The organism is Ideonella azotifigens (assembly GCF_021043325.1).
GTDB lineage: Bacteria > Pseudomonadota > Gammaproteobacteria > Burkholderiales > Burkholderiaceae_C > Ideonella > Ideonella azotifigens.
Genome location: NZ_JAJNKD010000025.1, coordinates 48,967 through 75,116, shown reverse-complemented (window position 1 = coordinate 75,116; position 26,150 = coordinate 48,967). Strand labels below are relative to the sequence as shown.

General features: G+C 66.5%; 26 protein-coding genes. 11 read left to right on the top strand and 15 right to left on the bottom strand.

Features of this window, described 5'->3' with window-relative positions:
- Positions 1-120 precede the first annotated feature (120 nt).
- From LRH25_RS30920 to LRH25_RS30910, 3 genes are read left to right on the top strand one after another with little or no spacing between them, the layout of a single operon-like run.
- Positions 121-1,032 carry an SPFH domain-containing protein gene (locus tag LRH25_RS30920; protein WP_141288162.1) on the top strand — a complete coding sequence of 304 codons (912 nt, stop codon included), beginning with the start codon at positions 121-123 and terminating at the stop codon, positions 1,030-1,032.
- 27 nt (positions 1,033-1,059) lie between these two features.
- Positions 1,060-1,578, top strand: coding sequence for a hypothetical protein (locus tag LRH25_RS30915; RefSeq protein ID WP_141288161.1), 519 nt, complete (start codon positions 1,060-1,062; stop codon positions 1,576-1,578).
- Positions 1,578-1,781, top strand: coding sequence for a type II toxin-antitoxin system antitoxin (locus LRH25_RS30910; RefSeq protein ID WP_141288160.1), 204 nt, complete (start codon positions 1,578-1,580; stop codon positions 1,779-1,781). Before LRH25_RS30915 ends, LRH25_RS30910 begins: the two co-directional genes overlap by 1 nt.
- A gap of 125 nt (positions 1,782-1,906) precedes the next feature.
- Here the strand turns inward: LRH25_RS30910 and LRH25_RS30905 are convergent, their stop codons facing one another.
- The 4 genes from LRH25_RS30905 to LRH25_RS30890 form a co-directional block, all read right to left on the bottom strand.
- Positions 1,907-3,538, bottom strand: coding sequence for a DHA2 family efflux MFS transporter permease subunit (locus LRH25_RS30905; RefSeq protein ID WP_259374214.1), 1,632 nt, complete (start codon positions 3,536-3,538; stop codon positions 1,907-1,909).
- A 23-nt stretch (positions 3,539-3,561) separates the two neighbouring features.
- A complete protein-coding gene (locus LRH25_RS30900; RefSeq protein WP_141291055.1) occupies positions 3,562-4,812 on the bottom strand; it encodes an HlyD family secretion protein in 1,251 nt (416 codons plus the stop codon).
- Between the two features lie 91 nt (positions 4,813-4,903).
- Positions 4,904-6,391 (bottom strand): efflux transporter outer membrane subunit, encoded by a 1,488-nt coding sequence (locus LRH25_RS30895; protein WP_231013143.1) that lies wholly within the window; start codon positions 6,389-6,391, stop codon positions 4,904-4,906.
- Positions 6,392-6,488: 97 nt separating this feature from the next.
- Entirely contained in the window at positions 6,489-7,100 is a 612-nt protein-coding gene (locus LRH25_RS30890; RefSeq protein ID WP_141283939.1) for a MarR family winged helix-turn-helix transcriptional regulator, read from the bottom strand.
- A gap of 117 nt (positions 7,101-7,217) precedes the next feature.
- Between LRH25_RS30890 and LRH25_RS30885 the strand changes: the two genes are divergently transcribed.
- The 3 genes from LRH25_RS30885 to LRH25_RS30875 all read left to right on the top strand — a co-directional run bounded on the left by LRH25_RS30885 (position 7,218) and on the right by LRH25_RS30875 (position 10,776).
- Positions 7,218-9,026, top strand: a complete 1,809-nt coding sequence (locus LRH25_RS30885; RefSeq protein WP_141283941.1) for an ABC transporter transmembrane domain-containing protein — start codon at positions 7,218-7,220, stop codon at positions 9,024-9,026.
- Between the two features lie 130 nt (positions 9,027-9,156).
- The gene (locus LRH25_RS30880; RefSeq protein WP_141283943.1) at positions 9,157-9,840 is read left to right on the top strand and encodes a YiaD family glycine zipper/OmpA-like lipoprotein; all 684 of its coding nucleotides are present in this window, start codon (positions 9,157-9,159) and stop codon (positions 9,838-9,840) included.
- A 72-nt stretch (positions 9,841-9,912) separates the two neighbouring features.
- Positions 9,913-10,776, top strand: a complete 864-nt coding sequence (locus LRH25_RS30875) for a thymidylate synthase (protein WP_141283945.1) — start codon at positions 9,913-9,915, stop codon at positions 10,774-10,776.
- Positions 10,777-10,791: 15 nt separating this feature from the next.
- On the opposite strand, the gene LRH25_RS30870 is transcribed toward LRH25_RS30875, so the two are convergent.
- Positions 10,792-12,615, bottom strand: coding sequence for an ATP-binding protein (locus tag LRH25_RS30870; protein WP_170200668.1), 1,824 nt, complete (start codon positions 12,613-12,615; stop codon positions 10,792-10,794).
- A gap of 202 nt (positions 12,616-12,817) precedes the next feature.
- Here LRH25_RS30870 and LRH25_RS30865 point away from each other — a divergent pair, with 202 nt between their 5' ends.
- Positions 12,818-13,333: a dihydrofolate reductase gene (locus LRH25_RS30865; RefSeq protein WP_141283949.1), complete on the top strand. Its 516-nt coding sequence runs from the start codon at positions 12,818-12,820 to the stop codon at positions 13,331-13,333.
- 3 nt (positions 13,334-13,336) lie between these two features.
- Positions 13,337-13,915, top strand: a complete 579-nt coding sequence (locus LRH25_RS30860) for a DUF4337 domain-containing protein (RefSeq protein ID WP_141283951.1) — start codon at positions 13,337-13,339, stop codon at positions 13,913-13,915.
- Between the two features lie 68 nt (positions 13,916-13,983).
- Here the strand turns inward: LRH25_RS30860 and LRH25_RS30855 are convergent, their stop codons facing one another.
- The 7 genes from LRH25_RS30855 to LRH25_RS30825 form a co-directional block, all read right to left on the bottom strand.
- Positions 13,984-14,886 carry a CopD family protein gene (locus LRH25_RS30855; RefSeq protein ID WP_141283953.1) on the bottom strand — a complete coding sequence of 301 codons (903 nt, stop codon included), beginning with the start codon at positions 14,884-14,886 and terminating at the stop codon, positions 13,984-13,986.
- Positions 14,886-15,251, bottom strand: a complete 366-nt coding sequence (copC, locus tag LRH25_RS30850; protein WP_141284051.1) for a copper homeostasis periplasmic binding protein CopC — start codon at positions 15,249-15,251, stop codon at positions 14,886-14,888. Before copC ends, LRH25_RS30855 begins: the two co-directional genes overlap by 1 nt.
- 40 nt (positions 15,252-15,291) lie before the next feature.
- The gene (locus LRH25_RS30845; RefSeq protein ID WP_141283956.1) at positions 15,292-15,621 is read right to left on the bottom strand and encodes a copper-binding protein; all 330 of its coding nucleotides are present in this window, start codon (positions 15,619-15,621) and stop codon (positions 15,292-15,294) included.
- A 29-nt stretch (positions 15,622-15,650) separates the two neighbouring features.
- Positions 15,651-17,048 (bottom strand): multicopper oxidase family protein, encoded by a 1,398-nt coding sequence (locus LRH25_RS30840; RefSeq protein ID WP_141283958.1) that lies wholly within the window; start codon positions 17,046-17,048, stop codon positions 15,651-15,653.
- Positions 17,049-17,059: 11 nt separating this feature from the next.
- A complete protein-coding gene (locus LRH25_RS30835; RefSeq protein WP_141283960.1) occupies positions 17,060-18,457 on the bottom strand; it encodes a TolC family protein in 1,398 nt (465 codons plus the stop codon).
- Positions 18,454-18,795 (bottom strand): hypothetical protein, encoded by a 342-nt coding sequence (locus tag LRH25_RS30830; RefSeq protein ID WP_141283962.1) that lies wholly within the window; start codon positions 18,793-18,795, stop codon positions 18,454-18,456. Before LRH25_RS30830 ends, LRH25_RS30835 begins: the two co-directional genes overlap by 4 nt.
- 113 nt (positions 18,796-18,908) lie before the next feature.
- On the bottom strand, positions 18,909-19,385 hold the full coding sequence (locus LRH25_RS30825; protein ID WP_170200669.1) for a DUF2946 family protein: 477 nt from the start codon (positions 19,383-19,385) through the stop codon (positions 18,909-18,911).
- A gap of 421 nt (positions 19,386-19,806) precedes the next feature.
- Between LRH25_RS30825 and LRH25_RS30820 the strand changes: the two genes are divergently transcribed.
- Positions 19,807-21,099, top strand: coding sequence for a tyrosine-type recombinase/integrase (locus LRH25_RS30820; RefSeq protein WP_310742453.1), 1,293 nt, complete (start codon positions 19,807-19,809; stop codon positions 21,097-21,099).
- Positions 21,100-21,470: 371 nt separating this feature from the next.
- The gene (locus LRH25_RS30815; RefSeq protein ID WP_141284053.1) at positions 21,471-21,635 is read left to right on the top strand and encodes an AlpA family transcriptional regulator; all 165 of its coding nucleotides are present in this window, start codon (positions 21,471-21,473) and stop codon (positions 21,633-21,635) included.
- A 223-nt stretch (positions 21,636-21,858) separates the two neighbouring features.
- Here the strand turns inward: LRH25_RS30815 and LRH25_RS30810 are convergent, their stop codons facing one another.
- Positions 21,859-22,170 carry a hypothetical protein gene (locus LRH25_RS30810; protein WP_141283966.1) on the bottom strand — a complete coding sequence of 104 codons (312 nt, stop codon included), beginning with the start codon at positions 22,168-22,170 and terminating at the stop codon, positions 21,859-21,861.
- A gap of 557 nt (positions 22,171-22,727) precedes the next feature.
- Here LRH25_RS30810 and LRH25_RS30805 point away from each other — a divergent pair.
- The gene (locus LRH25_RS30805; protein ID WP_310742452.1) at positions 22,728-23,894 is read left to right on the top strand and encodes an HTH-type transcriptional regulator ArgP; all 1,167 of its coding nucleotides are present in this window, start codon (positions 22,728-22,730) and stop codon (positions 23,892-23,894) included.
- Here the strand turns inward: LRH25_RS30805 and LRH25_RS30800 are convergent.
- Both LRH25_RS30800 and LRH25_RS30795 read right to left on the bottom strand, forming a co-directional pair.
- Positions 23,847-25,112, bottom strand: a complete 1,266-nt coding sequence (locus LRH25_RS30800) for an SLC5/6 family protein (protein WP_141283970.1) — start codon at positions 25,110-25,112, stop codon at positions 23,847-23,849. The genes LRH25_RS30805 and LRH25_RS30800 overlap by 48 nt on opposite strands.
- Positions 25,109-26,050 carry a fatty acid desaturase family protein gene (locus LRH25_RS30795; protein ID WP_141283972.1) on the bottom strand — a complete coding sequence of 314 codons (942 nt, stop codon included), beginning with the start codon at positions 26,048-26,050 and terminating at the stop codon, positions 25,109-25,111. Before LRH25_RS30795 ends, LRH25_RS30800 begins: the two co-directional genes overlap by 4 nt.
- Positions 26,051-26,150: the final 100 nt, after the last annotated feature.

Genomic DNA, 26,150 nt, shown 5'->3' with positions numbered 1-26,150 from the left:
AATTTCACTCACGCCGCAGCCGGCTTCACAGGCGCGGGTGCGTGCGCTTGACCGGTCAGGCGATCTGAGATTAAAGTGATATCACTTTGATTTCTGGCCGTTGGCCGCCGAGGAAACCTCATGCAGACCCCCGCCCGCACGGAAAATCCGTTCCATTCGCTCAACGGCTACGCGATGATCGCCGCCGCGCTGGCGCTGATCCTGGCCGGCGCGCTGTCGCTGGTGCTGCAGGTGCTGCCGCTGGTCGCCAGCATCCTGCTGGGTGTGCTGCTGGTGCTCAGCGGAGTCATCACGCTAGCCGGCCTGTACATGCTCCAGCCCAACACCGCGCGCATCCTGACGCTGTTCGGCCAGTACCGCGGCACCGACAGGGCCGAAGGCCTGCGCTGGGCCAACCCGCTGTTCGCCGGCCGCAGCGTCTCGCTGCGCGCTCGCAACTTCAATGCGCCAACGCTGAAGGTCAACGACAAGCGCGGCAACCCGGTGGAGATCGGCGCGGCCGTGGTCTGGCGGGTGCGCGACACCGCGCAGGCGGTGTTCGAGGTCGATGATTTCGAGTTGTACGTGAAGGTTCAGGCCGAAACCGCGCTGCGCCACCTCGCCTCGCAATACGCCTATGACCACACCAGCGATCCGACCGACAGCGCGGCCACCCAGGCTGCAGCCGCGGAAACGACGCTGCGCGGCAGCATCGACGAAGTGGCCCATGCCTTGAAGACGGAACTCCAGGCGCGCTTTGGCGCAGCTGGTGTGGAGGCGCTGGACGCCAAGCTGACCCACCTGGCCTACGCACCGGAAATCGCCCAGGTGATGCTGCGCCGCCAGCAGGCCGAGGCCATCGTCGGCGCGCGCACGCAGATCGTGCTGGGCGCGGTCAGCATGGTGGAAGCCGCGCTGCGCGGCCTGTCCGAGCGCGACATCGTGGTGCTGGACGACGAACGCAAGGCGGCGATGGTCAGCAACCTGCTGGTGGTGCTGTGCGCCGACAAGGACACCCAGCCCATCATCAACACCGGCACGCTGTACAACTGACGCGCAAGGCCTGCCATGTACCACCGCATGCAAGACACCGCTTCGCCATCCAGCTCGCCGCTCGACGAGATCTACCTCGAACGCCAGTACGCCAGCCTGCCGCTGCTGGGCCTGCTGCTGGCACTGGGCCTGGGCCTGCCACTGGCGATCCTGGCCGACCTGCGCAGCGGCGGCCAATGGCACGACACCTTGCCGGTCTACGCGCTGATCGTCGCGGTGCAGGCCGGGCTGCTGCTGACCTTTGGCCGCTTCAGCGTGTCGCTCAACGCCGAGCGCCTACGCTGGTCCTTCGGCTGGATGGGCTGGCCGCGCGGCCAGGTGCTGCTGGCCGACATCCAGCGCGTGGCGCCAACCCGCACCCGCTGGACAGAAGGCTGGGGCATCCGCGCAACGCGCAACGGCATGCTCTACAACCTGCGCGGCCTGCAAGCAGTGCAGCTCACGCTAAGCGACGGGCGCACCGTGCGCATCGGCTGCAGCGAGCCAGCGGCCCTCGTCAACCTGCTGGCACCCCGCCTGGGCAACAGGCCGGGGACGGGCCGCTGATGGCCAGTCCGGGCAAGAAGAGCTACCCGCTGCGCATCGACCCTGCGCTGTGGGCCGAGATCGAGCGGCTTGCGGCGCAGGAGTTGCGCAGCGCGAATGCACAGGTCGAGTACCTGCTGCGCGAGGCGCTGGCCAGGCGTGGGCGCCTGCCCGCACCACCCGCGGCGGACGGGCCCAAAGAAGAAGCGGCCAGCCAGGACTGAAGCTCGCCGGCCGCTTTGGTCGATCACCTCACGCGACGCAGAGCCACCACCGCCGGGCCGTCCCAAGGTGGCGGCTCAACCCGCTCGGCGGGTGGTGCTGCGTACTCGCGGCACCGAGTGCCCCATCAATGCGCACCACCCGCGTCGGCCGGTGTGCCACCGGCATGCGGCGCGGGGCGTTTGGTCAGCCAGATCAGGCCGATCAGCAGCACGAACAGCACGGCCGAGCCGATGAAGATGTCGTCGGCCGCGCGGGTGAAGGCCTGCACGTCGATCAGCCGGTTGATCTGGATCAGCGCCTGGTCGGTCGTCAGGCCCGCCTGGTTCAACCCGGTCAGCGCGCCACTCAGGGCGTCCTGCTGGCCGGTCATCGGCTCGGTCAGGTGCGCGTGGTGCAAAGCCGCGCGGCTCTCCCACAGCGTCGTGGCGATGGAGGTGCCCATCGCACCCGCAGTGATGCGCACGAAGTTGCTCAGGCCGGCCGCGGCAGGAATGCGTTCCGGCGGCAGGCCAGACAGCGTCAGCGTCGTCAGCGGAATGAAGAAAAACGCCATCGCCGCGCCCTGGATCACCGTGGGCACAAGGATCTGCATGAAGTCGGTCTGCGGTGTGAAATGCGAGCGCATCCACAGCACCAGCGCGAAGACGATGAAGGCCCCTGTGGCCATTTTCCTTGGGTCCCATTCACTGACCTTCTTGCCCACCAGCGGCGTCAGCAGAATGGCGAACAAGCCCACCGGCGCCAGCGCCAGGCCCGCACTGGTCGCCGTGTAACCCATCCATTGCTGCAGCCACAGCGGCATCAGCACCACGTTGCCGAAGAACAGGCCGTAAGCCACCGACAGCGCCAACGCGCCAAACGCGAAGTTGCGTCCCTTGAACAGCCGCAGGTCGACCACCGGGTGTTTCTCGGTCAGCTCCCACACCAGGAAGACGGCGAACGAGATGCCCGCGACCAGCGCCAGGATCACGATCTGGTTGGAGGCAAACCAGTCCAGTTCCTTGCCCTTGTCCAGCATCAGCTGCAGCGAGCCCACCCACAGCACCAGCAGCGTCAGGCCGACGGTGTCGATCGGCAACTTGCGGATCGTGGTTTCACGGTCGCGGTAGATCCACCAGGTGATGCCCGCGGCCAGCAGGCCGACAGGCACGTTGATGTAGAAGATCCACGGCCAGGAAACGTTGTCGGTGATCCAGCCGCCCAGCAGCGGGCCCACCACCGGCGCGACCAGCGTCGTCACGCCCCATAACGCCAGCGCCATGCCAGCCTTGGCCCGCGGATAGCTGGACAGCAGCAGGGTTTGCGACAGCGGGATCATCGGCCCGGCCACCAGGCCCTGGGCCACGCGGCAGACCACCAGCATTTCCAGCGAGGTCGCGAAGCCGCACAGCCAGCTGGTCAGCACGAACAGCAGCACGCTCATCGTGAACAGCTTCACCGCGCCGAAGCGCTGGGTGAGCCAGCCGGTGAGCGGCACCGAAATCGCATTGGCCACGCCGAAGCTGGTGATGACCCAGGTGCCCTGGTTGGGGCTCACGCCCACGTCGCCGGCAATCGCCGGGATCGACACGTTGGCGATGGACGAGTCCAGCACGTTCATGAACGTGGCCAGCGACAGCGAGATCGTGCCCAGCAGCAAAGGCAGGCCGTGCAGCGGCGCGTAGCCAGCCGGCGCGCCTGGGCCCGCAGGCGGCGGCCCGGCGGGCGCAGCTGCAGGCGCCGCAGCGCCGGGCTGCGCTGAAGTATCAGCACTCATGGCAACAGCCTTTCAGTCCGTGCTCAATGCACCGTGGTGGCGCTGGCGGCCAGGTTGCCGGCAGCGGCCGCCACCTGATGGCGGCCCAGGCTGCTGGCGAGCAACTGTTGCACACGCGTGTCGGCGTCCTTCTCCAGCGTCTCGTAGACGACGGTCTGGGCCACGGCGTCGCCGCGCGGCACATCGGCCAGCGCCTTGCCGCTCTGGTCCTCGGCATTCACCGTGACGTCCATCGACAGGCCCACGCGCAGCGGATTGGCGCGCAGCTCGGCCGGGTCCAGCGCGATGCGCACAGGCACGCGCTGCACCACCTTGATCCAGTTGCCAGTGGCGTTTTGCGCCGGCAGCAACGAGAAGGCTGCGCCAGTGCCCGCGCCCAGGCCGGACACCTTGCCGTGGAACACGACCTTCTTGCCGTACACGTCGGCTTCCAGCTCGGCCGGCTGGCCGATGCGCAGGCTCTGCAGCTGGCTTTCCTTGAAGTTCGCGTCCACCCACAGCTGGTTCAGCGAGACCACCGTCATCAGCGGCGCGCCGGCCTGCACGCGCTGGCCGATCTGCACCGCGCGCTTGGCCACGGTGCCGTCCATCGGCGCCGGCAGCTCGGCGCGGCGCAGCGTCAGGTAGGCCTCGCGGACCTTGGAGGCCGCGGCCTGCACGGCAGGATGCTGCTCGACGCTGGTGCCGTCGGTCTGGACCTGGTTGGTCGTCAGCTGTTCACGGGCAGCGATCACGGCCGACTGGGCCGCGGACACCGCGCTCCTGGCGCTCACCAATTGGTTGTTGGCATGCTGGAACTCTTCCTTGCCGACCGCGCCCGAGGCGACCAGCGCGGCACGCCGGTTCACATCGTCCTGCGCCTTGGCCAGGTCGCTCTGCACACGCGTCAGATCGGCTTCACGCAGCGCGATCTGGGCCGACAGCGTGCCGTTGCCAGCGAACAGTCCGCGGGTGTCGCGGATGGCCTTGGACAGCTGGGCTTCAGCCTGCTCCAGCGCCACGCGGGCGTCGGTGGTGTCGAGCTTCACCAGCGGCTGGCCGGCGCGCACGAAGTCGGTTTCGTCGGCCAGGATGGAGACCACCGTGCCGCTGACCAGCGGCGTGATCTGCACCACGTTGCCGGCCACGTAGGCGTTGTCGGTGTTCTGCAGGTAGCGGCCGTTCATCCAGTGGTACACGCCCCAGCCGGCACCGGCCAGCACGACGACGGCGGCAATCACGGTCAGGCCGCGGCGGCGGGTGTTGTTGGGTTCAGCGTTGTTGTTGTCGCTCATGGCAAGCTTTCGAAGTGAGTCGGGTTCTCGTGGAACCCGGTTTGCATCTGCAATCGGAATGGGTATGGAAGGTGGCCAACGCGGCGCCGGATCACGGCGCGCCTGGCTTGCCGGTGGCAGCCTGCGCCACGGCCTGGGGCTGTTCGGTCCAGCCACCACCCAGCGCCTTGACCAGCGACACGCGGCTGTCGAGCTGGCGGGCCTGCAGGTCCACCGCCGTGCGGCGCTGCAGCAGCAGCTGGCTTTCAGCGTTCAGCACGATCAGGTAGTTGCCCAGGCCGGCACCGTGGCGCTGACGGGCCAGGTCATAAGCCGTCTCGGCACTCCTGAGCGCCCCGTTTTGCTCGGCCTGCTGGCGGTTCAGCGAAGCCAGCGAGCCGATCGCATCGGCCGCTTCGCGCACGGCGTCCAGCAACGCACCGTTGTACTGCGCGATGGAGGCGTCCAGATCGGCCTGTTTGGCGCCCAGCTGCGCGCGCAACCTGCCACCGTCGAACAAGGGCAGGCGCAGCGCAGGCTGCACGCCGTACTGGCGGCTGCCGGCTTCGAACAGCTGGTCCAGGCCCAGCGAGTTGAAGCCGATGAAGGCGGTCAGGTTGATGTCCGGGTAGAACTCGGTGCGGGCGACCTTCACGTCCTGGCCTGCCGCCTCGACACGCAGCCGAGCCGCGACCACGTCAGGCCGGCGGCCCAGCAGGTCGGCACCCAGCACCGTGGGCAACTGGGCCAGCGCCATCGCGTCCAGCTTCGGGCTGAGCGTGTCCAGCGCCTGCGGCGCCAGGCCGGCCAGCACGGCCAGCTGATGGCGGGCCAGCATGATCTGCTCGTTCAGCGCCTCGATCTGCACCCGCGTGTCCGGCAGCGCGCCCTCGGCCTGCACCTGCTCGACCTTGGTGTCCAGGCCAGCATCCACGCGCTGGCGGGTCAGCTTCTGCAGCTCTTCACGCTGTGCCAGCGTGCGCTCGGCCACTTCGCGCTGCGCCAGCAGCCTGGCCAGCGCCACATAGCCATGCGCCACCTGGGCTGACAGCCCGCTGGCTGCCGCTGCCGCGTCGGCCTGCGCTGCCTTGGCCTGGCCAAGCGCTGCGGCCAGTTCGGCCTCGTGCTTGCCGAAAAAGTCGGGCGACCAGCTGGCACCGGCCTGCAGGTTGCCGATGTTCCAGGTGCCGCCGCCCAGCGGTGCCGGGTAGATGCCGTTGGCGCTGAAGCGCTCCCGCGTCACGTCGCTGCTCAGCGTGGCCTGCGGGCCGTTGGCAGCCTCGTTCAACTGGGCCAGCGCCACCGCGCGCGCCACCCGGGCGCGGGCCACGGCCAGGCTGGGATGGGCTTGCAGCGACTGCTCGATGAGGCTGCTGAGGCGCGCATCACCCAGCACCGACCAGTTCAGCGCGGCGGTTTCAGGCGTGGCTTGCTGGGTCAGGCCGAGCACGGCGGGTTCGGTCCGGGCCAGCGGCGTGTGGTCCGGGCCAGGGCTGGCGCAGCCGGTCAGCAGCACCGCGGCCGAGACCAGCGCCACCGCGGTGGTGAGGCTGGCAGGACCGAAGGCGCGGGCCAGGTTCGAGAGGCTGTGAATGGACATGGGCAACAGAGACGACAGGAGATGGGTTCTGGAGGCATTGCCGCGGCGCGGCAGCAGGGGAAAGTGGGCCATGTGCAGGCTCCTTGTTCTTGAAGTTTCAGCCGCTGACATCCGCAGCAGGGGGCGTGGTGCCGGCCATGACCGCGCTGGCGACGATGGCTGCGCCGACATTGCCGCAGCAGCCCGGTTTGAGTGCTTCGCCGTTGGCGATCATTCGCCGCAGGAACTGCAACAACTGCTGCCATTCGGCGGCCGAGAAGCCAGCCAGGTGCCGGTTCATCTCGTCGGACAGCACCGGCGGCACCTGCGCGGCAACAGCCCGGCCTTCATCGGTCGGCACCAGGTGCACCACGCGGCGGTCCGCAGTGGAACGTTCGCGGCGCAGCAGGCCTTTGGCTTCCAGCCGGTCCAGCGAGCGGGTCATGGCACCCGGGTCGGTGCCGAGCTCACGCGCCAGGCTGGCCATCGTGTGGTCCTTGTCGGCCACCAGCTTGAACAGGGGCAGCCACTGGGCATGGGTCATGTCGAGTGCCGACAGCCGGGCATCCACCCGCGTCATCACGGAGTTCATCACCAAGCGCATCAGGTAGCCCACGCTGTCCTCGGACTTGTACTGGCCGGGCGCGTAAAAAGCGATGCCCGCAGGCGCGTCCCCTGTCCCTTCAAGGGCGGTAGACGGCGAGACGGGAGAGGCCTGGGTCGATTTCATGCCTGAACTATATTTGTTCAGGCAAGTATTGATCAGGCGATGATTGAATAGGCTTGCGTTTTGCAAGGTTTTGTCTCAACGGCGCCTCGTCACGAAGCGCTGCCTACACTGGCCGGCATGACCCAGCCCGCTTCTGCCGACCGACCCACCGCCCGCAGCCCCCGCTCACTCAGTGGCCTGCTGCCCTTCCTGCGCCCCTATCGCTGGCGCATCGCGCTGGCCCTGGTTTCGCTGGTCGCCGCTGCCGCCGCCACGCTGGTGATGCCGGTGGCGCTGAGGTCGCTGATCGACCAAGGCCTGGTGGCCGCCGAGCCTGGCGCGCGGGTGATGCAGTTGCGCGAGCATTTCCTGGCGCTGTTCGTCGTCGGCGTGCTGCTGGGCGTGTTCTCGGCGCTGCGGTTCTACATGGTCAGCTGGCTGGGCGAGCGTGTCACTGCTGATTTGCGCAATGCTGTCTATCGCCACGTCGTCTTGCAAAGCCCGGGCTTTTTTGAGACGACCTCCAGCGGCGAGGTCATCAGCCGGCTGACGACCGACACCACGCTGGTCCAGACCGTCGTCGGCTCCAGCCTCAGCATGGGGTTGCGCAACAGCGTGATGGGCCTGGGCGCCCTGGGCATGCTGATCTTCACCAATGCCCGAGTGATGCTGCCGGTGCTGGCGATGCTGGTGCTGATCGTTGGACCAGCGCTGTACTTCGGCCGCCGCGTGCGCCGCCTCTCGCGCGCCAGCCAAGACCGCGTGGCCGACGCCAGCGCACTGGCCAACGAGGTGCTGAATGCCATTCCAGTGGTGCAGAGCTACACCCAGGAAGCCGGCGAGGCCGCGCGCTTCGACCGCGCAACCGAGGCGGCCTTCGAGACCGCCCGCCGCCGCACCCGCGTGCGCTCGGTGCTGATCGCCTTCATCATCAGCGCCACCTTCGGCGCGCTGCTGTTCGGCCTGTACCAGGGCACGCAGGCGGTGATCCGTGGCGACGTGTCCGCCGGCCACCTGGGACAGACGGTGCTGTACGTGATCGTGCTGGTCAGCTCGGTGGCGGTGCTGTCCGAGGTCTACGGCGACCTGCTGCGTGCTGCCGGGGCAACCGAGCGGCTGATGGAGTTGCTGGCCACCCAGTCCACCGTGGCCGAGCCCGCCCAGCCGCAGGCCTTGCCGGTCACGCGTGGCGGCTCGGCGGTGGCGCTGAACCATGTGCGTTTCCATTACCCTTCCCGGCCGGCCCAGGCCGCGCTGGCCGACCTGAACCTGCAGATCAAGCCGGGCGAGACGGTGGCGCTGGTCGGCCCCAGCGGCGCCGGCAAGTCCACGCTGTTCCAGCTGCTGCTGCGCTTTTACGACGTGGACGCCGGCACCGTCACGCTGGACGGGGTGGACGTGCGCAGCACGCGCCTGCACGACCTGCGCGAGCGCATCGGCATCGTGCCGCAGGACAGCGTGATTTTTTCGGCCAATGCGATGGAAAACATCCGCTACGGCCGCCCCACGGCGACGGACGAGGAAGTCATGTCAGCGGCCAAGGCGGCCTTTGCGCACGACTTCATCCTCGCGCTGCCCGGCGGCTACCAGAGCTTCCTCGGCGAGCGCGGTGTGCGCCTGTCGGGCGGCCAGCGCCAGCGCATCAGCATTGCCCGCGCGATCCTGAAGAACCCGCCACTGCTGCTGCTGGACGAAGCCACCAGCGCGCTGGACGCCGAGAGCGAGCGGGTGGTGCAGGCCGCCCTGCAGGCCGCGATGGCCGACCGCACGACGCTGGTCATCGCCCACCGGCTGGCCACGGTGCAGCAGGTCGACCGCATCGTCGTGCTGGACCAGGGCCGCATCGTCGACCAGGGCCGGCATGCCGAGCTGATGGCCAGAGGCGGGCTGTATGCACGGCTGGCGGCGCTGCAGTTTGGCGGCGAATCGCAGGTCCGCGCCGCTTGAGCTGAACGGGCTGACACTCGCCGATACAGCGGCAGCTGAACTTTTACGCCGTTTCCGGTCCCTAATGGCTGCGACGGCGCTCGCGTGGCTGCGGCGCCCGCATCCCAACTCGAACACACAGGAGTCTTCCATGCAGGTTAAAATCAACACCCCACGCTTCAACTTCCGCCCCCTGGCGCACGCGGCCGGCCTCACGCTGCTCAGCGCCACGGTCTTCGTGACCGGCTGCGCCAACATGGGCGAGCGCGAAAAAGGCACCGCCGGCGGCGCTGCCATCGGCGCGATCGGCGGTGCGGTGATCAGCTCGGCCACCGGCGGCAAGGCCGGCACCGGCGCGCTGATCGGTGGCGCGCTCGGCGCGGTCGCCGGCAACGTCTGGTCCAAGCGCATGGAAGACAAGCGCCGCGCCATGGAGCAGGCCACCGCCGGCACGGGTGTGCAGGTCACCCGCACGGCAGACAACCAGCTGCAGGTCAACGTGCCCAGCGACATCAGCTTCGATGTCGGCCGCTCGGCGATTCGACCGGAACTGCGGCCGGTGCTGGACAAATTCGCGGCTGGCCTGGACAGCAGTGTGATGCAGGTGCAGATCGTCGGCCACACCGACTCGACCGGCAGTGATGCCATCAACAACCCGCTCTCGGTCGACCGCGCTGCCAGCGTCAAGGACTACCTGGTCACCCGTGGCGTTGCCGCCGGGCGCATCAGCACCGACGGCCGTGGCTCGCACCAGCCCATCGCCGACAACAGCACCGACGACGGCCGTGCACGCAATCGTCGCGTGGAGATCTTCCTGGCCGAGAAGCAGGGCTGAACCAAGGCTGATCCTCGACTTCTACAATCCCGGCCGGGGCGCTTGTGCCCCGGCTTTTTTTCGCCTGCACACATGACCAGCCAGCCCTCGCCCACCTCGCGCCCGGTTCGCCCCCCGGTTCGGCACCAGTACGAGGACCTGATGCGGCATGTGTTCGAACACGGCGTGGCCAAGGGCGACCGCACCGGCACCGGCACGCTCAGCGTGTTCGGCCACCAGATGCGCTTCGACCTCTCCGAAGGCTTCCCGCTGGTCACCACCAAGAAGGTCTTCACCAAGGCCATCATCGTCGAGCTGCTGTGGTTCCTGCGCGGCGACTCCAATGTGCAATGGCTGCAGGAACGCGGCTGCACCATCTGGGACGAATGGGCCCGCGACGACGGCGACCTCGGGCCGGTCTACGGCGTGCAGTGGCGCAGCTGGCCCACGCCCGGCGGCGGCCACATCGACCAGATCGCCCAGGTCGTGCAGCAGCTCAAGACCAACCCCGATTCGCGCCGCATCCTGGTCAGCGCCTGGAACGTGGCCGAGCTGGACAAGATGGCGCTGATGCCCTGCCATGCGATGTTCCAGTTCTACGTGGCACCGGCCACCGAACCCGGCGGCCGCGGCAAGCTCAGCTGCCAGCTCTACCAGCGCAGCGCCGACATCTTCCTCGGTGTGCCCTTCAACATCGCCAGCTACGCGCTGCTGACCCACATGCTGGCCCAGCAGTGCGACCTGGACGTGGGCGACTTCATCTGGACCGGCGGCGACTGCCACCTCTACAACAACCACTTCGAGCAGGTCCAGACCCAGCTGGCACGCGAACCGTTTGCGTACCCCACGCTTCAGATCAAGCGCCGCCCCGCATCGATCTTCGACTACACGCTGGAGGACTTCGAGATCGTCGATTACCAGCACCACGCAGCGATCAAGGCCCCTGTCGCGGTCTGACCGGACGCTGCCCCTTCAGTTGCCTGCCTCGGCGACGGGCAATGGCCGCTGCAGCACCCGCGCCAGATCGTCCAGCGTGAAGGGCTTTGAGAGGAAATCGTCCATGCCCGCTTCCAGGCACTGCGCGCGGCTCAGCGCGGTGACGGTCGCGGTGAGCGCCACGATGGGCAGGCGTGGCAGGCCCAGCGCGGCCTCGCGGCGGCGGATCTCGCGCGTGGCTTCGTAGCCGTCCATCACCGGCATGCGGCAGTCCATCAGCACCAGGTCGGGCCGGCCGTTGTCGCGCAAGGCGCGGCGCACCGCCTCGCGGCCGTTCGGCACACGTTCCACGACCACGCCCAGGCGCTGCAGGTAAGCCTCGGCGATCATCGCGTTGACGTCGTCGTCTTCGGCCAGCAGCACCTGCAGGTGCTGGCCAGCGAGTGAATCCGCAGGCACCTGCGCCGCACTGGCGGCTTCGGCCACCCGCGGCAGGCGGGCCACGAAACGGAAGCAGCAGCCTTCGCCGAGCCGGCTTTCCAGCGTCAGCCCACCGCCCATGCGCTGCGCAATGGCGCGTGCAATGCGCAGGCCCAGGCCTGTGCCCTCCAGTGGCCGCATGCCGGCATCGGCCTGCTCAAAGGCCTCGAATACCCGGGCTTGATCGGCCTCTGCAATGCCAGGGCCGGAATCTTCGACCTCAATCAACCAGCGTTCGCCCTCGCCGTCGTCCTCGGCTGGACGCACGCGCAGCGCCACGTGGCCTTGCGCGGTGAACTTCACCGCATTGCCCAGCAGGTTGTGCAGCACCTGGCGGAAGCGCACCGGGTCGCCGCGCACCCACAGTGGCGAGCTCAGCCCGCAGTCCACATCCAGCCGCAGGCCTTTCTCCTGCGCCCGCACTTCGTAGACCCCCATCACCTGGTTCAGCTGCGCACACAGGTCGAAGACTTCCTCGCGCAGCGCAAAGCGGCCCTCTTCCATCACCGCCATGTCCAGCAGGTCGCTGATCAAGCCGAGCAGGTGGCGGCCGGAGGACTCGATCAGCTCGATGCGCCGGCGCGCCAAGGCGTCCGCGCTGTCCAGATGCATCAGCCGCGCCAGGCCCATGATGCCGTGCAGCGGCGTGCGCAATTCGTGGCTGACGGCGCCGAGGAACTTGGACTTCACGGCGCTTTGCTGCAAGGCAAGTTGCAGCGCATCACTGCGCTCGCGCATCAGATCGCGCGCCTGCAGGCGCAGCGTCACCGCCTGCAGCAGGCGCCGCTGCATGCGGGCCGCAGTGGCCAGCTGCGCGGCCACCAGCAACAGCAGGCCCAATCCGCCAAACACCCCGAGCCGGTCGCCGCGCAACAGCAGCGAAGCAGCGGTGGGCAGCAGGATGGGCAGCACGTAGCAGGCCGTGGCCGCCAGGCTGATCTGCAGCCCGAAGGTCGCCACGCAGGCCACGCTGGCCAGGCTGGCCACGACGAGCGCGACGACCTCGGGCACGTCGTGCATCAGCCAGGCGCCGGCCAGGCCCCAGACCGCGCCATCGATCAGCAAACCGCCCAGTGTCAAGTGGCGCCAACGCGGCAGACGCCCGTCGGCGGCAGGTTCTTCGCCGTGCTCAGGCCGGCCCGGCACGTCCGGAAAGGGCTGCAGCAGCGGCATCAGCTGGCGCGCATGCAGCAAGCGCAACAAGGCTACCACCAGCTTCAGCAGCACCCATTGCCACAGCAAGCTCGCCGGTACGCTGGCCCGCAGCTGCCAGGCGCCCAGCATCGCAAAGGCATTGGCCAGCACCATCGCCGAGGCGGCGTGCAGCCACACCAGGTGCAACTGCTCCAGCTGCCAAGCCGCGCGCAGTGGCGCAGCCAAGGGCGTGGCGGCCCACCGCCCTGGCGGCCACGCCTGTCCGGTCCGCCCTGTGGACGAACCCGCTGCGACGGCCTCCGTGTGCTCGGCATCCCCCGGAGCAGGGGCTGGGTCGGCCGGGTGGTGCATGTTGCAGTGCAGTCTAGGCGCATCACCTCGCAGTCGAATGGGTGCTCACCCGCAGCAAGGGCGACAATGCCCGCCGATGATCCGCCGAACCCTCGTCACCCTGATCGCCGTCGTGGCCCGCAATGGCTGCGTTGGCCGAGACAACCAGTTGCTCTGGCAGTTGCCCGAGGACCTGGCCCATTTCCGCCGTGCCACCCAAGGCTGCCCGGTCATCATGGGCCGCAAGACCTGGGATTCGCTGCCACCGCGCTTCCGCCCGCTGCCAGGCCGGCGCAACGTGGTGCTGTCGCGCCAGCCTGGCCTGCAGTTGGAAGGCGCGGAATGCGCCACCAGCCTGCACGAGGCCCTGCTGCTGGTCCAGGCCGCACCGCAGGCCTTCGTGATCGGCGGCGCGCAGGTCTATCAACTCGCCTTGCCGCGCGCCGACCAGCTGCTGCTGACCGAAGTGCAACAGGACGCCGACGGCGACGCCTTCTTTCCGAGCTTCGACCGCACGGAATTCCACGAAGTCGCCCGAATCGCTGGCCAGCCCGCGGACGGTCAACCGGCTTACGATTTCGTCACCTATCAACACGTCCCTCTGAGGAGCTGACCCATGTCCGGCGACGGATTCCACGTGCACGGTCCCCACGACCACGAACTTGAACATGCCGCGCAACACGGCGGCGCCGGCAGCATGGCCGGCCAGCTGGCCGTGATCACTGCCATCCTCGCCACGGTCGGCGCGATCTTTTCCTACATGGGCGGCGCCACCCAGGCCGCGGCTGGCCTGTACAAGAACGACGCCGCGATCCGCAAGACCGAGGCCGCCAACCAGTGGGCCTTCTACCAGGCCAAGAGCGGCAAGCAGAACATTGCCGAGCTGGCCGTGGTGCTGGTGGCCGAAGACAAGCGTGGCGAATACGAAAAGCAGGTCGCCCGCTACCAGCACGAAAAGGAAGAGATCAAGGTCGCCGCCGAAAAGCTGGAAGCCGAATCCCGCGAATTCGACGAAAAATCCGAAGCGCAGATGCACCAGCACCACCGCTGGGCCCAGGCGACCACCGCGCTGCAGATCTCCATCGCGATGGCCGCCATCGCCCTGCTCACCCGCCGGCGCTGGCTGGAATACGCCACCATCGGCCTAGGCGGCCTGGGCGTGGTGATCGGCGTCGCGGCCTGGTTCCACCTCTGAAGCAACCCACCGGGGGCCCACCCTGAAGTGCGCCACCTGTGCCGGACATGCCCGCGACGAGAAAGCGTCTACATGGCCGCCGGAGGCTGTTGAGACGTCAACACCGCAGCTGCCACCAGCGCCCCCAGCAGCAGGACTGATTCCAGGCGCAAGATCGCGATGACTTTTGCGGAGGCGCTGTCGTGCCGGATCAGGGTCGGAAAGCCGATGAGCTTGTTGTAGCCCCCCAGCCCGGCAGCAGCACCGACGCACACCAGCTTCACGATCAGCGTCACGCCGTAGCCGGTGTCGACCAGGTGGATTGGGACACCCAGGCGTTGCCAAGCGTTGACCAGGCCCGTCACCACAATGCCCCCCAATGCGATCGTTGCGGCGAACGACAGACTTTCCAGGTAGCGGTGGAACACCGCATTCGCCGGGGCGGTTGCCTGTGCCGCCGGCAGCACGCACCAGGCAGCAATCGCAACACCGCCAACCCACAGCGCAATCAGGATCAGGTGCAGCCACTCGGTCGCCAGCCCCAAGCTCAACAGCCCGCCCTCACCGCCGTGGCTCACTGAGGCACGGGCCAGCGCGAACAGGGCGAGCAATGCCAGGGCCGCAACGCACTGGCCTGCAGTCAATCGGGACCGCCACACCATGAAGGACGCACAGGCGAGCAGCACGAATGCAAGCACGCCCGCTCGGCCGTAGGAGGTCTTCACGAGCATCGTGGGCAGCATGGCGGCGGCCTCTGGAAGCGTGTGTCCCATCATGACGGCCGCCGCCGCCCACATCGCCAAGCCTTGGCTGACGAGTCCGAGCCCTGCGGCGAACCGCTCCCACGTGCGCAGATGCACCAGCAGGCCGCCCTGCGGCCGCGCACCGGCCCTCAGCAGCCACCAGCGCGCGAGCACGCAGCCCAAAAGTGCGGAAAGGCTGGCGTTGACGGCTGCAGCCGAGCCGATCTGCAGCAGCGTGGTGGCGTCCATTACTTGACGGTGAAGTTGAAGTTCCCGGTGCGCCGATGACCGTCCGCGCCGACTGCGACCCACTGCACGCTGTAGCCCCCAGGCGTCAGCGTCGGCAAGTCGACGTGCAATGTCGTGACGTCAGCCGTGTCGATGTGTGGCTTTGGGGTGGCCACATCCTTGCCCGCAGCGTCCTTCAAGGTCACGGCGCTGAAGGACTCTTCGACCTTCTCGTTGAACGTCAGAGAGAGGTCCTTGGGCGCCGAAACCGTCGATCCAGCTGCTGGTGTCGAATTCTTCAGCGAAGCGTGCGCCTGCGCCAACTGCGGCGACAAGACCGCGCTCGCAACGGCGAGGACAAGACCGAGCATGTTGAGTTTTTTCATGAGGTTCACTTTCAATTCAATGCGATGGCGCGAGAGGGAATTACTTGGCGACCTGCAGCGCGGTCACGGTGAGGGCGCCGCCGACCTTTTCGGCGACGAAATGGATCTGGTCGCCCACCTTGACCTGGGTCAGCATGGCGGGATCCTTGACGCGAAACACCATCGTCATGCCTGGCATGCCGATGTTCTTCAGCTCGCCATGCTTGATGGTGAGCTTGCCGTTGTCCTTGTCGATGTTCCTGATCTCGCCCTGGGACATCTCCGCATGGGCGGCCGCCATCGGCTCGTCGTGCGCAAAGCTGGGCGCGGTGATGGTTGCAAGCGGGCCGGCAATGAGGACGGCGGCAGTGAGCTTGAGCAGTTGCTTCATGGTCTTGCTTTCAAGGTTGCAGTGGGAAGTCATTGATGTCCTGAATGACCGGACGGCTTGCGCACGGTCATCTCGATGGGAGCCGACTTTCCTGTCGGCTGCATGAGGTGCCCTCCAGGGCTCTCGTTGCGCTGGGTCGCGGGCATCCCGCCCTGCCATTCATAGGCCAGCGTGCCGGGTGGATGCCGGTACCAGCCAGGGTCGCTGTAGTCGCCAGGCTTCTGCTCGGCGCGGACCTTCATCACGGTGAACATGCCGCCCATCTCGACGCCGCCGAACGGACCTTCGCCACCCATCATGGGCAGCGTGTTCTCCGGAATCGGCATTTCCATGCCGCCCATGGACTGTCCCTTGTCGCCCATCGCCATGTAGTCGGGCATCAACTGGGTGATCTTCTCGGCCACGCCGCGCTGATCCACGCCAATCATCGTTGGCACGTCGTGACCCATCGCATTCATCGTGTGGTGCGACTTGTGGCAGTGGAAGGCCCAGTCGCCAGGCTCACTGGCCACAAACTCAATCGCCCGCATCTGCCCAACCGCAACGTCGGCAGTGACCTCCGGCCAGCGGGCCTGCGGCCGCACCCATCCGCCGTCGGTGCCGGTCACCTCGAACTCGTGACCGTGCAGGTGGACGGGGTGGTTGGTCATCGTGAGGTTGCCAACCCGGATGCGCACCTTGTCGCCTTGGCGCACGACCAGTGGGTCGATGCCCGGAAACGCACGGCTGTTGAACGTCCAGAGGTTGAAGTCCAACATCGTGTTGACGCGCGGCGTGAAGCTGCCGGGATCGATGTCGTAGGCATTCAGCAGGAACACGAAATCGCGATCGACGCGCATCGTGCCGATGTCCCGCGGATGCGTGACCCAAAAGCCCATCATGCCCATTGCCATCTGGGTCATCTCGTCGGCATGCGGGTGATACATGAAGGTGCCGGCACGGCGGGCGACGAATTCATAGACGAAGGTCTTGCCAGGTGCAATGCCTGGCTGTGTCAGCCCGGTCACACCATCCATGCCGTTGGGCAGGCGCTGGCCATGCCAGTGGATGCTGGTGACTTCGGGCAATCGGTTCGTCACGAAGACGCGCACGCGGTCTCCCTCCACCACCTCGATGGTGGGACCCGGCGACTGGCCGTTGTAGCCCCACAGGTTGGCTTTCATGCCAGGGGCAATTTCTCGAACCACTGGCTCGGCAACCAGGTGGAACTCCTTGACGCCGTCTTTCATGCGCCACGGCAAGGACCAGCCATTGAGCGTGAGCACGGGATTGAACGGGCGGCCGTTGGGCGGGGCTGGCGGTGGCTGGGTCAGCGGGCTGGCTTGACTGACGGCTTCAGGCAGCATCGCCGCGCCCACTCGGCTGACAGCCGTGGCACCCACAAGGGTTGCGCCTGCAGCCTGGAAAAACGTTCTGCGGTTTGTCATCATTGATTCCCTCAGTGCGCGCGCGGCTCGCCCGCTGCCGACTTGCTTGGCGCGCCGAAGCCGGCCAGGTTCGGCGAACGGCCGGTGAGCGCACTTTGCAGATCGGTGTCGGCGATCCAGAAGTCGCGCAGCGACTCGACTGCGCCGGTCACGCTGTTGACTTGATCGCGTGCATCGGCGAGCAGTTCGAAGACGCCCGTCAGCATCCCGTTGTAGCGAAGCATGTTTTCATCCGAGATGCGCTTGCGCAGCGGCACCAGTTCGTCGCGGTAGTGCCTGGCCAAGTCGTAGGCCGTTCGATAGGCCGAGTACGACTCGCGAACTTCCGAGCGGGCATTGGTTGCCACTTCGGCAGTGCGGTGGACCGCCTGCATGTACATCGCCTCCGCACGCGCGGTGCGGGTCGATCCAAAGTCGAACAGGGGCAGTTCCAGCTCGATCTCGTAGCCAGTCTGGCGGGCTTCGCCGGTCTGGCGCTTGTCGGCATAGCCGACATCAAGCACATTGATGAAGCGGGTCGTCTTGGTCAGCCCAAGCGACTTTGCCGTGGCTTCCGCATCGCGCTTGGCCATCAGGACGTCCAGGCGCTTGCTGACCGCGGTTTGCTCGGCGTCCTTGGGTTCAAGCGCCGAACTGGGCGGGTCCGGCAGCCTTTCGGGCAGCGTGAAGCCAAGACTTTCGCCAGAGAGGCCCAGCGCGCGGATCAGTCGCTCTCTTTCGGCGACCACTTGATGGCGCGCACGCGCCAGGTCGGCCGTGGCATCTGCGTAGAAGGACTGCTCACGCATCTGTTGCAGCCTGCTCAAGTTGCCCGCCTGCAGCATGCGTCGCGCCAGTTCGCTCGATGCGTCGGCCGCAAGCTTGACTTGCTCGGCGTACCTCGCGAGTTCCTGCGCGGCCACTGCAGCAAAGAACGCCTTGCGGGCCTCTGCAGCGATGCCGACCGCTTCGAAGGCAGCCTGGTACTGCGCCTGCTCTAACTGCCGTTGTGCCACCTCGTTGGCAATGGGCATCGTCAAGAGGCCTGCGAGGTCGAACACCACCGAGCGGTCAACCTCGGTGATACCTCCGCCGGCAAGGTGCCCGAGGCTCAGCCGGGGATTGGCCAGACGACCTGCCCGCACCCGTTCCGCTTCTGCAATGCCCAGCTCGGAGAAGCTGGCTTGAAGGCCACGGTTGTTCAGGAACGCGATCTCGACCGCCGCGTCGGCCGTCAGCGGCTGTTGGAGCAGTTCGCCAACGCGCGCGGCGGCTGAATCGACATCGGACGCCGTTCGCTGAAAGCCGACGCCTTGTCCAGTGCGCTCCCTGGTGAGCTCGGAGACTTGGCCGGCGCCGCCATCAGGCGAAAACGAAGCGCAGCCGGCCAGAGCCAGTGCTGCTGCAGCAGCAATCGTCAGCCGCATCATCGCGCGTCTCCTTGCGGGTGATGCCCCCCATGGGCCGACGCCGCTGGCAGAGAGACCGTGGGCGCGGGAGATCGAGCGGCCGGTGGTGCCGCCAGGGGCATCGCAGGGGCCTCCTGGCCGGCCGCGGCGCCGTCGTCCCGCAACGCGTCGTTGAGCGCGCGCCAATCGCCGGTCTTGATGTCTTGCCAGCGCGTGTAGTCAGCGAAGGCTGACAGGTAGCGCAGCGCCGGAGCCAAGGCTTTCGGGTCCACTGGATCGGGCGGCCTGGACTGGGCAGGCGCGAGCAGCGGCAAGCCGAGCGCGACCACAGGCGCGAGCCTGCAGAAGAAGTTGTTCATGAATCGCAACCAATTGAGTCGGCGGCTCAGCAATGCGAGCCGCAAGACGCTCGGCACGACCGCTTTGCGGACGCGCGAGCCCCGTCAGGCCTCCTGAAGAGGCCCAAGGTGGGTCAGGTGGTTCGGGGAGGGCGCTCCTGGCCGCCCGAGAAGAAGCTGGGCAACGGCGCCGTGTAGGAAGCAAACCGCACAGCCGTGAAGCCCAACGGCTCAGCAAGCACCGGCACGGCACTCACCAGGGGTGTCAGCGAGCAGCATGCCGAACACATGTTGCACTTGTCCGAGCCCGCATGATGATGGCGTTGCTCGCCGTGGGCATGTTCGGCATCTGCCCGGGCGTCAGACGGACCCGCCTCGTGAACCACGTGGTGCGCCATTCCCGCGTTCGCCTCGGAGGAACCTTCGGCCATGCGGAGCTCGTTGTGCGAGCCTGCATCACCTGCCGAGCAGAGCATGGCGGCCGCCACCGCGCCCCGCAAGGGAAGCAGCACGGCCAGCAGCAGCAGGAAGCAGAGGCGAACGGTTTTCACAAAGGCTGAAAAGACTGGAAATTGGCTTTTTTGCCATTCATGGCAATGGGTCCAACTCACCGAAACATGATCCTAAACCCTCCACCTGTGGCAAGGTCAAGCATGGGCAAGTGGTCCAGCGGCTGCGGCCGAACCTGCTGGTATGGGGAAAGCCTACGTCGGGCCTGCGCAAGCTGGACAAGTGGCTGCGTCATCGACTGCGGGCGATCCAGCTCTGGCACTGGGCCCATCGTCTACTTGAACCGACTTGGCGCCCCCCAGACTCTCCTGACCTCAAACTCCCGAGCCGCCCGGTGCGGACCCGTAGGCCGGGTGGTGTGGCAGGGGCGCCGAAAAAACAAAGCCCGCGACATGCGCGGGCTTTGACTGGCGGAGGGAGTCTTTCGAACCGGTATCTCAGGACGTCCCACTAGATCCCGACACCTCATCTAGGCCATTGATTTCATTTGATTTTTCTTCCACTCATGTCCATAGTGATTTCATGACGTCTTGTCAAAGCGCGGCGCGCTCTGTAGGTACATCTGTAGGTAGAGAAATGACCAGCCCAATACACCGACTGTCGGCACGCGCCGTTCAGAGTCAGGCCGAACCTGGGTACTACGCCGACGGCGCCGGGCTCTATCTGCAGGTCAAATTGACCGCGAAGAACACCGCTGTGACGCGGTCATGGCTGTTCCGTTACAGCCATAGCCAGCGTGCGCGATGGATGGGCCTTGGTTCGGCTCGTGACGTCAGCTTGGCGCAGGCACGACAACAGGCTGCCGATTGCAGGCGCCTTTTGGCACAGGGCAAGGATCCCATTGACGAGCGCAATGGGGAACGCACTCTCCTGCTTGTCAAAAAGCAGCGCGCAATGAGCTTCGACAAATGCGCCGAGGCCTACATCGCCGCGCATCGTGATGCGTGGAGGAACGCCAAACATGCGGCGCAATGGGAAAGCACACTTCGGCTTCACGCGAGCCCTGTGATCGGGAAGTTGCCAATCCACGAAGTCGAGTTGCGGCACCTACTGTTGATCCTTGAACCGATTTGGCGAGATCGCACGGAGACCGCTTCACGTGTGAGGGGCCGCATCGAGTCCATATTGGATTGGGCGACGGTTCGTCAGTTGCGGCACGGCGACAACCCTGCACGCTGGCGCGGGCACTTGGACCAACTGCTGCCAGCACCAACCAAAGTCAAAAAGGTCGAGCATCACGCGGCCATACCCTTCACGGGCATGCTCGACTTCATGCAGAAGCTCGCAGGACAAGAAGGCACCGGCGCACGCGCCCTCACCTTCTTGATCCTCACCGCAGCGCGCTCGGGTGAAGTCCGTGGCGCGACCAGCGGCGAAATTGACCCTCAGACCCGCGTTTGGAACATCCCGGCCACGCGGATGAAGGCGGGGCGCGAACACAGAGTGCCACTATCGGACGCGGCCTGGAGGCTCTTGCCAGACCCACTGCCGCAAGATTCCACCGTCCTGCTCTTCCCCTCGCCCCGTGGAGAGCAACTCTCGGACATGACTCTGACCGCGGTGATGCGACGCATGCAGGTTGGCGCGGTTCCGCATGGGTTTCGTTCGACCTTCCGTGACTGGTGCGCGGAAGCTACCGACGTGTCCCGCGAGGTCGCCGAAATGGCACTCGCACACGCAATCGGTGACAAGGTTGAAGCAGCATATCGCCGAGGCGATCTGTTTGAAAAGCGGCGAAAGCTCATGGACGAGTGGGCACACCACTGCTCCAGCAAGCCAAGCCGGCTCAAGTCGACGGTATCGACCAACGGCTGATCGGCACAAAGCCCGCGCTTTCGCCCACGGCCGCGCGGAACTGGCGGGCAAGCAGTCGCTCACGAGCAAACGCCGCACGACTTCGCGTTGCGAATGCAGTTGGCGGGCGATGGTGGCCAACAGCTCCTTCGTGATGCAGTTCAGGCGCCGGGGCGAGATCCGCGCTACCAAGTCCAGGGGCGGTGACCATGGTGCCGCCCTGGATGCGAAGCAGGTAACGAGCAGGATTGCAGCCCGAATCGAGCACATCGCCGATCCCGCGCGCGTCCTAGAGTTGCGCACATGCCTCTCACCGGAGATCGCCTGTGCAATCCAACCCTTCCGAACAATCGCGTGGCCACGCGGAGGCCGTGACGCCGGTCTTTCTACGGATGCCCACTGTCATGCGCATGACAGGCCTCGGCCGGTCGACAATCTATCGACTGATCGCGGACCACAAGTTCCCGAGCCCGGTGCGCCTTGGCCCTCGCGCAGTTGCGTGGAGGAGTTCAGACCTCGATCAGTGGAGCGAAGCTCGTCCTTTGGTTGCGCACTGACCTGCGAAACGCGCAGCGGCCTTCATCGGGGCCAGCTTCGTGTCGCATCTGACGGTCTCACCGGCAGCGCCAATTTCAGCACCGCATCGCCGACCACCTGCCGTGCAACCACCGCAGCCCGGCGTCATGCCGTGAATCAATGGCGTGAAGGCACAGTGCAACGACCAACCGGTCCGACGCCCACAAGCACTGCCAACGCGGTGATGCGAGGCACATACGACCGCTACGCAGTGAGCAGCGTCGCAAGTTTCAGCGCGTACCCGAAGGCGAGCACGAGCACCACCCAGCGCCCCCAACGCCATGTCGTGAAGTGGTAGCGAGGATTCTGGACCACCGCTTGATGGGCGCGCTGAATCGCCGCGAAGCCGCAATATGCCAACACGCATTGCCCCGCCAGTCCCAGGTGAGCCGGCAGACCGAAAACGAAGTTCGCCCACGCCACCGGCCAAGCCACGGCATCGGCAAAAGCGAGCAGGCGTCGACCCGGCCAGACTCGGGCGTCTGGCTGCGGCGTGCGCTGAAGGATCATCAACATCGTGTTTCTCCCAAAGTGAGCAGAACCCGGATCTCGTCTGCCAACGACCACCGGCCTATTGAAGTCAGGCCTGTCTTCCCTGCCTGCCCAAAGTTCCGAGGGAGCCGCTTGTGGCTGTTGTTCCCTCGGAGAAAGCCAGGCTGTCGAGCTGGTGCTTGCCCCGCATTCGTCGGTCGCCGTGCGGCATCAAGCGCGCCGCCTGCGAGCGCGGCGGCAAGGGGACCGTGGAATAAACAGAGGGCACCCGCGTGAGCGGGGCGCAGGCCGTTTATGCCGCGAAAGCCCCTTGCGGCTGCGCGTGCGGCGCGACGATCCGCATGTCTGGCGACCGGCGAGGCGAGGCATGGGCGAATGCATGGCGACGAGGGGATCGGGCAAGCATAGGCCCTGGGCCGTAGCGCAGACCGCAGTCTCCGTGCGTGCGGAAGCATGCGCGCCCATTGCTGGCATTTACGCTTTGTGACGTAACGCCTCTGGACAATACCTCCCTCCGTAGACATCAATAGCGACTTGAACAAGGCCGACTCCGAAGCGGTCCGACAAGCACCCGTCGCCCGATGTGGTTCGCTTGGAAAAACGGGGGGCGCCTGAACAGCAACGACGTCAGTCTGAGCGACCCGATGGCGCACCCCGGCATCGACGCAGATCGTTTCCAGTGCCCACGGCAACGGGACCACCGTCTCTGCGGCCGCGAACGGCTGTACGCCTCGCGCGTCGTCCGGACAGGAGATTGCGCCATGCTGGACAGAGATCAACTGGAGACGTTTGCGAGCGTGGCCGAGCAACAGAGCTTCGAGCGCGCAGCCACGCTTTTGAACGTGACGCGAGGTGCCGTCTCGCAACGGATCAAGGCACTCGAAGAGTCGCTCGCGACCATCCTTCTCCTGCGCGACAAGCCCGTCACACCGACGCCTGCTGGCGAGGTGCTGTTGCGTCACGTCAAGGCGCTGCGCCTGCTGGAGGCGTCCTCTCTGCGCGAGCTCTTGAACCCATCGGTTGGAGAAGGCCCTGTGCCGCTGGCAATTGCGGTGAACGCGGACTCCCTGGCCACCTGGTTCATGCCGCTGCTGCGCGACCTCTTCGCGCAGCGCGCCGTCGCGCTTGAGGTCGTCACCGATGACCAGGACCACACATCCGGACGCTTGCGCCGTGGCGAGGTCGTCGGTTGCATCTCGACTGATGCCAAGGCAGCCTCGGGCTTCGTCGCAGAACCTCTCGGAGCCATGGAGTACCGCTGCTACGCGACACCAGCTTTCGTGGCAGAGTTTCTGGGTGACGGTCTGACGGTCGCGAACGTGTTGCGCGCGCCCGCGATCCATTTCAATCGCAAGGACGCGCTGCATGCGGAATTCCTGCAACGGCGCTTCGGTGTTCGCATCGACCGCTATCCACGCCACTACCTGCCCTCCCCGTCCGCTCTGCTCGAAGGCATCGCCATGGGTGCCGGCTACGGGTTGGCGCCCTCCACCCAAGCCCAACGTCTGCTTCAGGAAGGGGTGCTGCAAGAGCTGGCACCGGGCGATCCTGTGCACGTCGACTTGTTCTGGCATCACTGGGAGATGGAGCCGCCCATCGCCAGGGAGATCACCGACTTGATCGTTGGCCATGCGGCGAAGTGCCTCATCCAACCGCGCCGGCCGACCGGCAAGCCACGCCGGCAGCGGACGCTGTCTCCGCTACCGGCGCGACGCAGGGCACGCGAGGTGGTCATCGCGTCGATGTAGCGTGGCTCGCGCCACGCCGGCGCACGCCAATCCGGCAAGGAGCGAGACAAGCTCGCGATTCGGAATTGGTAAACCCAGCCAGCTCACAACGAAGACAGCCGACGCGACAAGAAAGCCCGTCGCGATCACCCAGGTTTCGTCAACCTTGTGCCCATGCCTTCCCCGCAGAAAGCCATAAAGGCTGACACCGACACTGGCGATGTAGACCACATTGACCGACACCATCATGTCCACAATGGGCAAGCCGCTGGCCGTCAAAGTCGCTGAGACGGCCATGGCGATGGCCGCCGGGACAATAGGCCTCACCGATAGATGGCGAGGCTCCGCTGCCTGCAACGCTGACACCATGGCGCGAAGCACCGCGCCCCCCGATCCCAGCGCTGCGACGCCGAGCGCTCCAAGCATCGTCGGGCCGGCACCGACCGCCAGATGCTTCGCCGCCAGAGACAGCGCCTGCGGCACGACCTGCTTGGGATCCGCTACGCCAGGCCACCCGGGCTGGGCAATCGTGGACAGCACGACCGCAGGGGGCAGGAAGGCCAGGAAGAGCAGGCCCACGCCAGCCAGCAGGCATCCACAGATGGCTGCGCCTGGTCCACGCGCAGCAAGAACGAACTGGTGGTAGTCCGCTCCGGTGCAGACGAGCAGGCCCACGCCAATGGCGATCGTGAAGGTCTGCGCCACGCCAAGCGACGGCAAGGCCTGAGCGAATGCCGGCAATGATCCGATGTAGAGGTCAACACCGCCGCTCGTGACCAATGCAAACAAGAGGACCATCGCGCTGACTGCGAGGCAACCGGCGAAGACGACAGAAGCCGCGCGCAACTCGACGCGAGACGCCGCGAAGATCAGCGCAATGGCGGCGGCATGTGCTGGCACGGCGCGGACACCCAACAGGCGGATGACGGCGACGGCGCCATGGATCTGCGCGGCCAGCACGCCCGCCATCCAGACGACAGATAGCAGTGCGACCAGTCGTCGCACGCGCTCCCCGCACTGATCCCCAAGCAGGTCCCACACCGAAAGACCCGCCTGCCACAGCCGGCCCGCGACAGCAGCCATCGCAATCATCCCCAGCCCAGTCGCAACGCCGTAGACAGCACCCGCCATGCCGAATCTCAGGGCGTATTCGCCCGAACCGAACAGGAAGCCAGTGCCGTAACTGGCCGAGATTAGGAGTGCGCCGACCTGAAGAGCGCCCAGCGTCCGTGCCGTCATCGCGCCGGCTCCTGCTGCCAAGAAGCCACCGCTCGCTCGGGACCCGAGAAATAGGCCTCGCACACACAGGCTCGTTCCCGGTACTCGGGCAGCGTCGCAAAGAGGCGCTGCGCGTCGGGCAGCCGGTAGTACGGGATGGCCGGCAACAGATGGTGGGTCAGGTGGTACGCATTGTTCCGCGGATGGATGAGCGCCGACCACAGTCCTGTAGCCTTGAGGTCGCGCGTGAAGCTGAAAACGCCGCCAGGCATCAGGCCATGGTGATCGCACATCTCCCGGACGATGGTGATCAGGTGAAAAACCGTGCATCTGGCAGCCAGCCAGAGGGCAAGCATCCTGAGCACCGCACCGGCGCCGGTCACCGCAATGAGCGCTGCGACGAGCAGCGCCCACCACGCGAGGACGTACAGCCTCTCTCGGCGCGGAACGCCTTTGTCCAGCAAGTGCCCGAAAGCGGAACCCAGCACCGCCCGCACGGACAGCGCGTTGACCGCCACCGCCGACACCCAGGATCGAGCCTTCATCGGCGGAATCGGGATCAAGTCGGGGTCGGCGCCCTTCGCCCCGAGGTCCAGATGGTGGCGGAAGTGCAAGTCTCGATAGCGCGGAAGGCTCACGAAAAGCAGAGGCGCGATCAACGCCCACGTCACCAGATCGTTCAACACCTGATCGCGCATCAGGTTACGGTGCGCAGCGTCATGCAGGATGTTGCCCAGCGCCCGCTGGCGATTGCCGAGGACCAGCAGTGCAAGCGACGATGTCCAGGGTTCGTGCAGCGCGACAGCGAGCGCTGCACAGATCGCTGCAACATCGACAAGGATGTCCATGATCGGGCGCCAGCCCTCCAGCTTCAGCAGCGGCAAGTGGGGGCTGCCGGCGCGACGCAAGGACTGCCGGAGCAGCGCGATGTCGGACAGTACTTCCGAGCGGGTGGCCATGGCAGACCTCCTTGAGCGCGGCCGACGGGCGCCGTGGAAAGGGCCCGCACTCGACAGGATCGTCCCAGCCGCGACCCCAAGGTACCAAGCCGCCGCTGCC

What these genes read in the sequence shown, in the direction of transcription:
- LRH25_RS30815 (WP_141284053.1), top strand. Translation starts at nt 21,471, where the DNA reads ATGCCCACTGTCATGCGCATGACAGGCCTCGGCCGGTCGACAATCTAT.
- LRH25_RS30860 (WP_141283951.1), top strand. Translation starts at nt 13,337, where the DNA reads ATGTCCGGCGACGGATTCCACGTGCACGGTCCCCACGACCACGAACTT.
- LRH25_RS30840 (WP_141283958.1), bottom strand. Translation starts at nt 17,048, where the DNA reads ATGACAAACCGCAGAACGTTTTTCCAGGCTGCAGGCGCAACCCTTGTG.
- LRH25_RS30920 (WP_141288162.1), top strand. Translation starts at nt 121, where the DNA reads ATGCAGACCCCCGCCCGCACGGAAAATCCGTTCCATTCGCTCAACGGC.
- LRH25_RS30810 (WP_141283966.1), bottom strand. Translation starts at nt 22,170, where the DNA reads ATGTTGATGATCCTTCAGCGCACGCCGCAGCCAGACGCCCGAGTCTGG.
- LRH25_RS30910 (WP_141288160.1), top strand. Translation starts at nt 1,578, where the DNA reads ATGGCCAGTCCGGGCAAGAAGAGCTACCCGCTGCGCATCGACCCTGCG.
- LRH25_RS30800 (WP_141283970.1), bottom strand. Translation starts at nt 25,112, where the DNA reads ATGACGGCACGGACGCTGGGCGCTCTTCAGGTCGGCGCACTCCTAATC.
- LRH25_RS30880 (WP_141283943.1), top strand. Translation starts at nt 9,157, where the DNA reads ATGCAGGTTAAAATCAACACCCCACGCTTCAACTTCCGCCCCCTGGCG.
- LRH25_RS30795 (WP_141283972.1), bottom strand. Translation starts at nt 26,050, where the DNA reads ATGGCCACCCGCTCGGAAGTACTGTCCGACATCGCGCTGCTCCGGCAG.
- LRH25_RS30820 (WP_310742453.1), top strand. Translation starts at nt 19,807, where the DNA reads ATGACGTCTTGTCAAAGCGCGGCGCGCTCTGTAGGTACATCTGTAGGT.
- LRH25_RS30915 (WP_141288161.1), top strand. Translation starts at nt 1,060, where the DNA reads ATGCAAGACACCGCTTCGCCATCCAGCTCGCCGCTCGACGAGATCTAC.
- LRH25_RS30885 (WP_141283941.1), top strand. Translation starts at nt 7,218, where the DNA reads ATGACCCAGCCCGCTTCTGCCGACCGACCCACCGCCCGCAGCCCCCGC.
- LRH25_RS30830 (WP_141283962.1), bottom strand. Translation starts at nt 18,795, where the DNA reads ATGAACAACTTCTTCTGCAGGCTCGCGCCTGTGGTCGCGCTCGGCTTG.
- LRH25_RS30900 (WP_141291055.1), bottom strand. Translation starts at nt 4,812, where the DNA reads ATGAGCGACAACAACAACGCTGAACCCAACAACACCCGCCGCCGCGGC.
- LRH25_RS30805 (WP_310742452.1), top strand. Translation starts at nt 22,728, where the DNA reads ATGTGGTTCGCTTGGAAAAACGGGGGGCGCCTGAACAGCAACGACGTC.
- LRH25_RS30845 (WP_141283956.1), bottom strand. Translation starts at nt 15,621, where the DNA reads ATGAAGCAACTGCTCAAGCTCACTGCCGCCGTCCTCATTGCCGGCCCG.
- LRH25_RS30895 (WP_231013143.1), bottom strand. Translation starts at nt 6,391, where the DNA reads ATGTCCATTCACAGCCTCTCGAACCTGGCCCGCGCCTTCGGTCCTGCC.
- LRH25_RS30890 (WP_141283939.1), bottom strand. Translation starts at nt 7,100, where the DNA reads ATGAAATCGACCCAGGCCTCTCCCGTCTCGCCGTCTACCGCCCTTGAA.
- LRH25_RS30865 (WP_141283949.1), top strand. Translation starts at nt 12,818, where the DNA reads ATGATCCGCCGAACCCTCGTCACCCTGATCGCCGTCGTGGCCCGCAAT.
- LRH25_RS30835 (WP_141283960.1), bottom strand. Translation starts at nt 18,457, where the DNA reads ATGATGCGGCTGACGATTGCTGCTGCAGCAGCACTGGCTCTGGCCGGC.
- LRH25_RS30875 (WP_141283945.1), top strand. Translation starts at nt 9,913, where the DNA reads ATGACCAGCCAGCCCTCGCCCACCTCGCGCCCGGTTCGCCCCCCGGTT.
- LRH25_RS30855 (WP_141283953.1), bottom strand. Translation starts at nt 14,886, where the DNA reads ATGGACGCCACCACGCTGCTGCAGATCGGCTCGGCTGCAGCCGTCAAC.
- LRH25_RS30905 (WP_259374214.1), bottom strand. Translation starts at nt 3,538, where the DNA reads ATGAGTGCTGATACTTCAGCGCAGCCCGGCGCTGCGGCGCCTGCAGCT.
- copC (WP_141284051.1), bottom strand. Translation starts at nt 15,251, where the DNA reads ATGAAAAAACTCAACATGCTCGGTCTTGTCCTCGCCGTTGCGAGCGCG.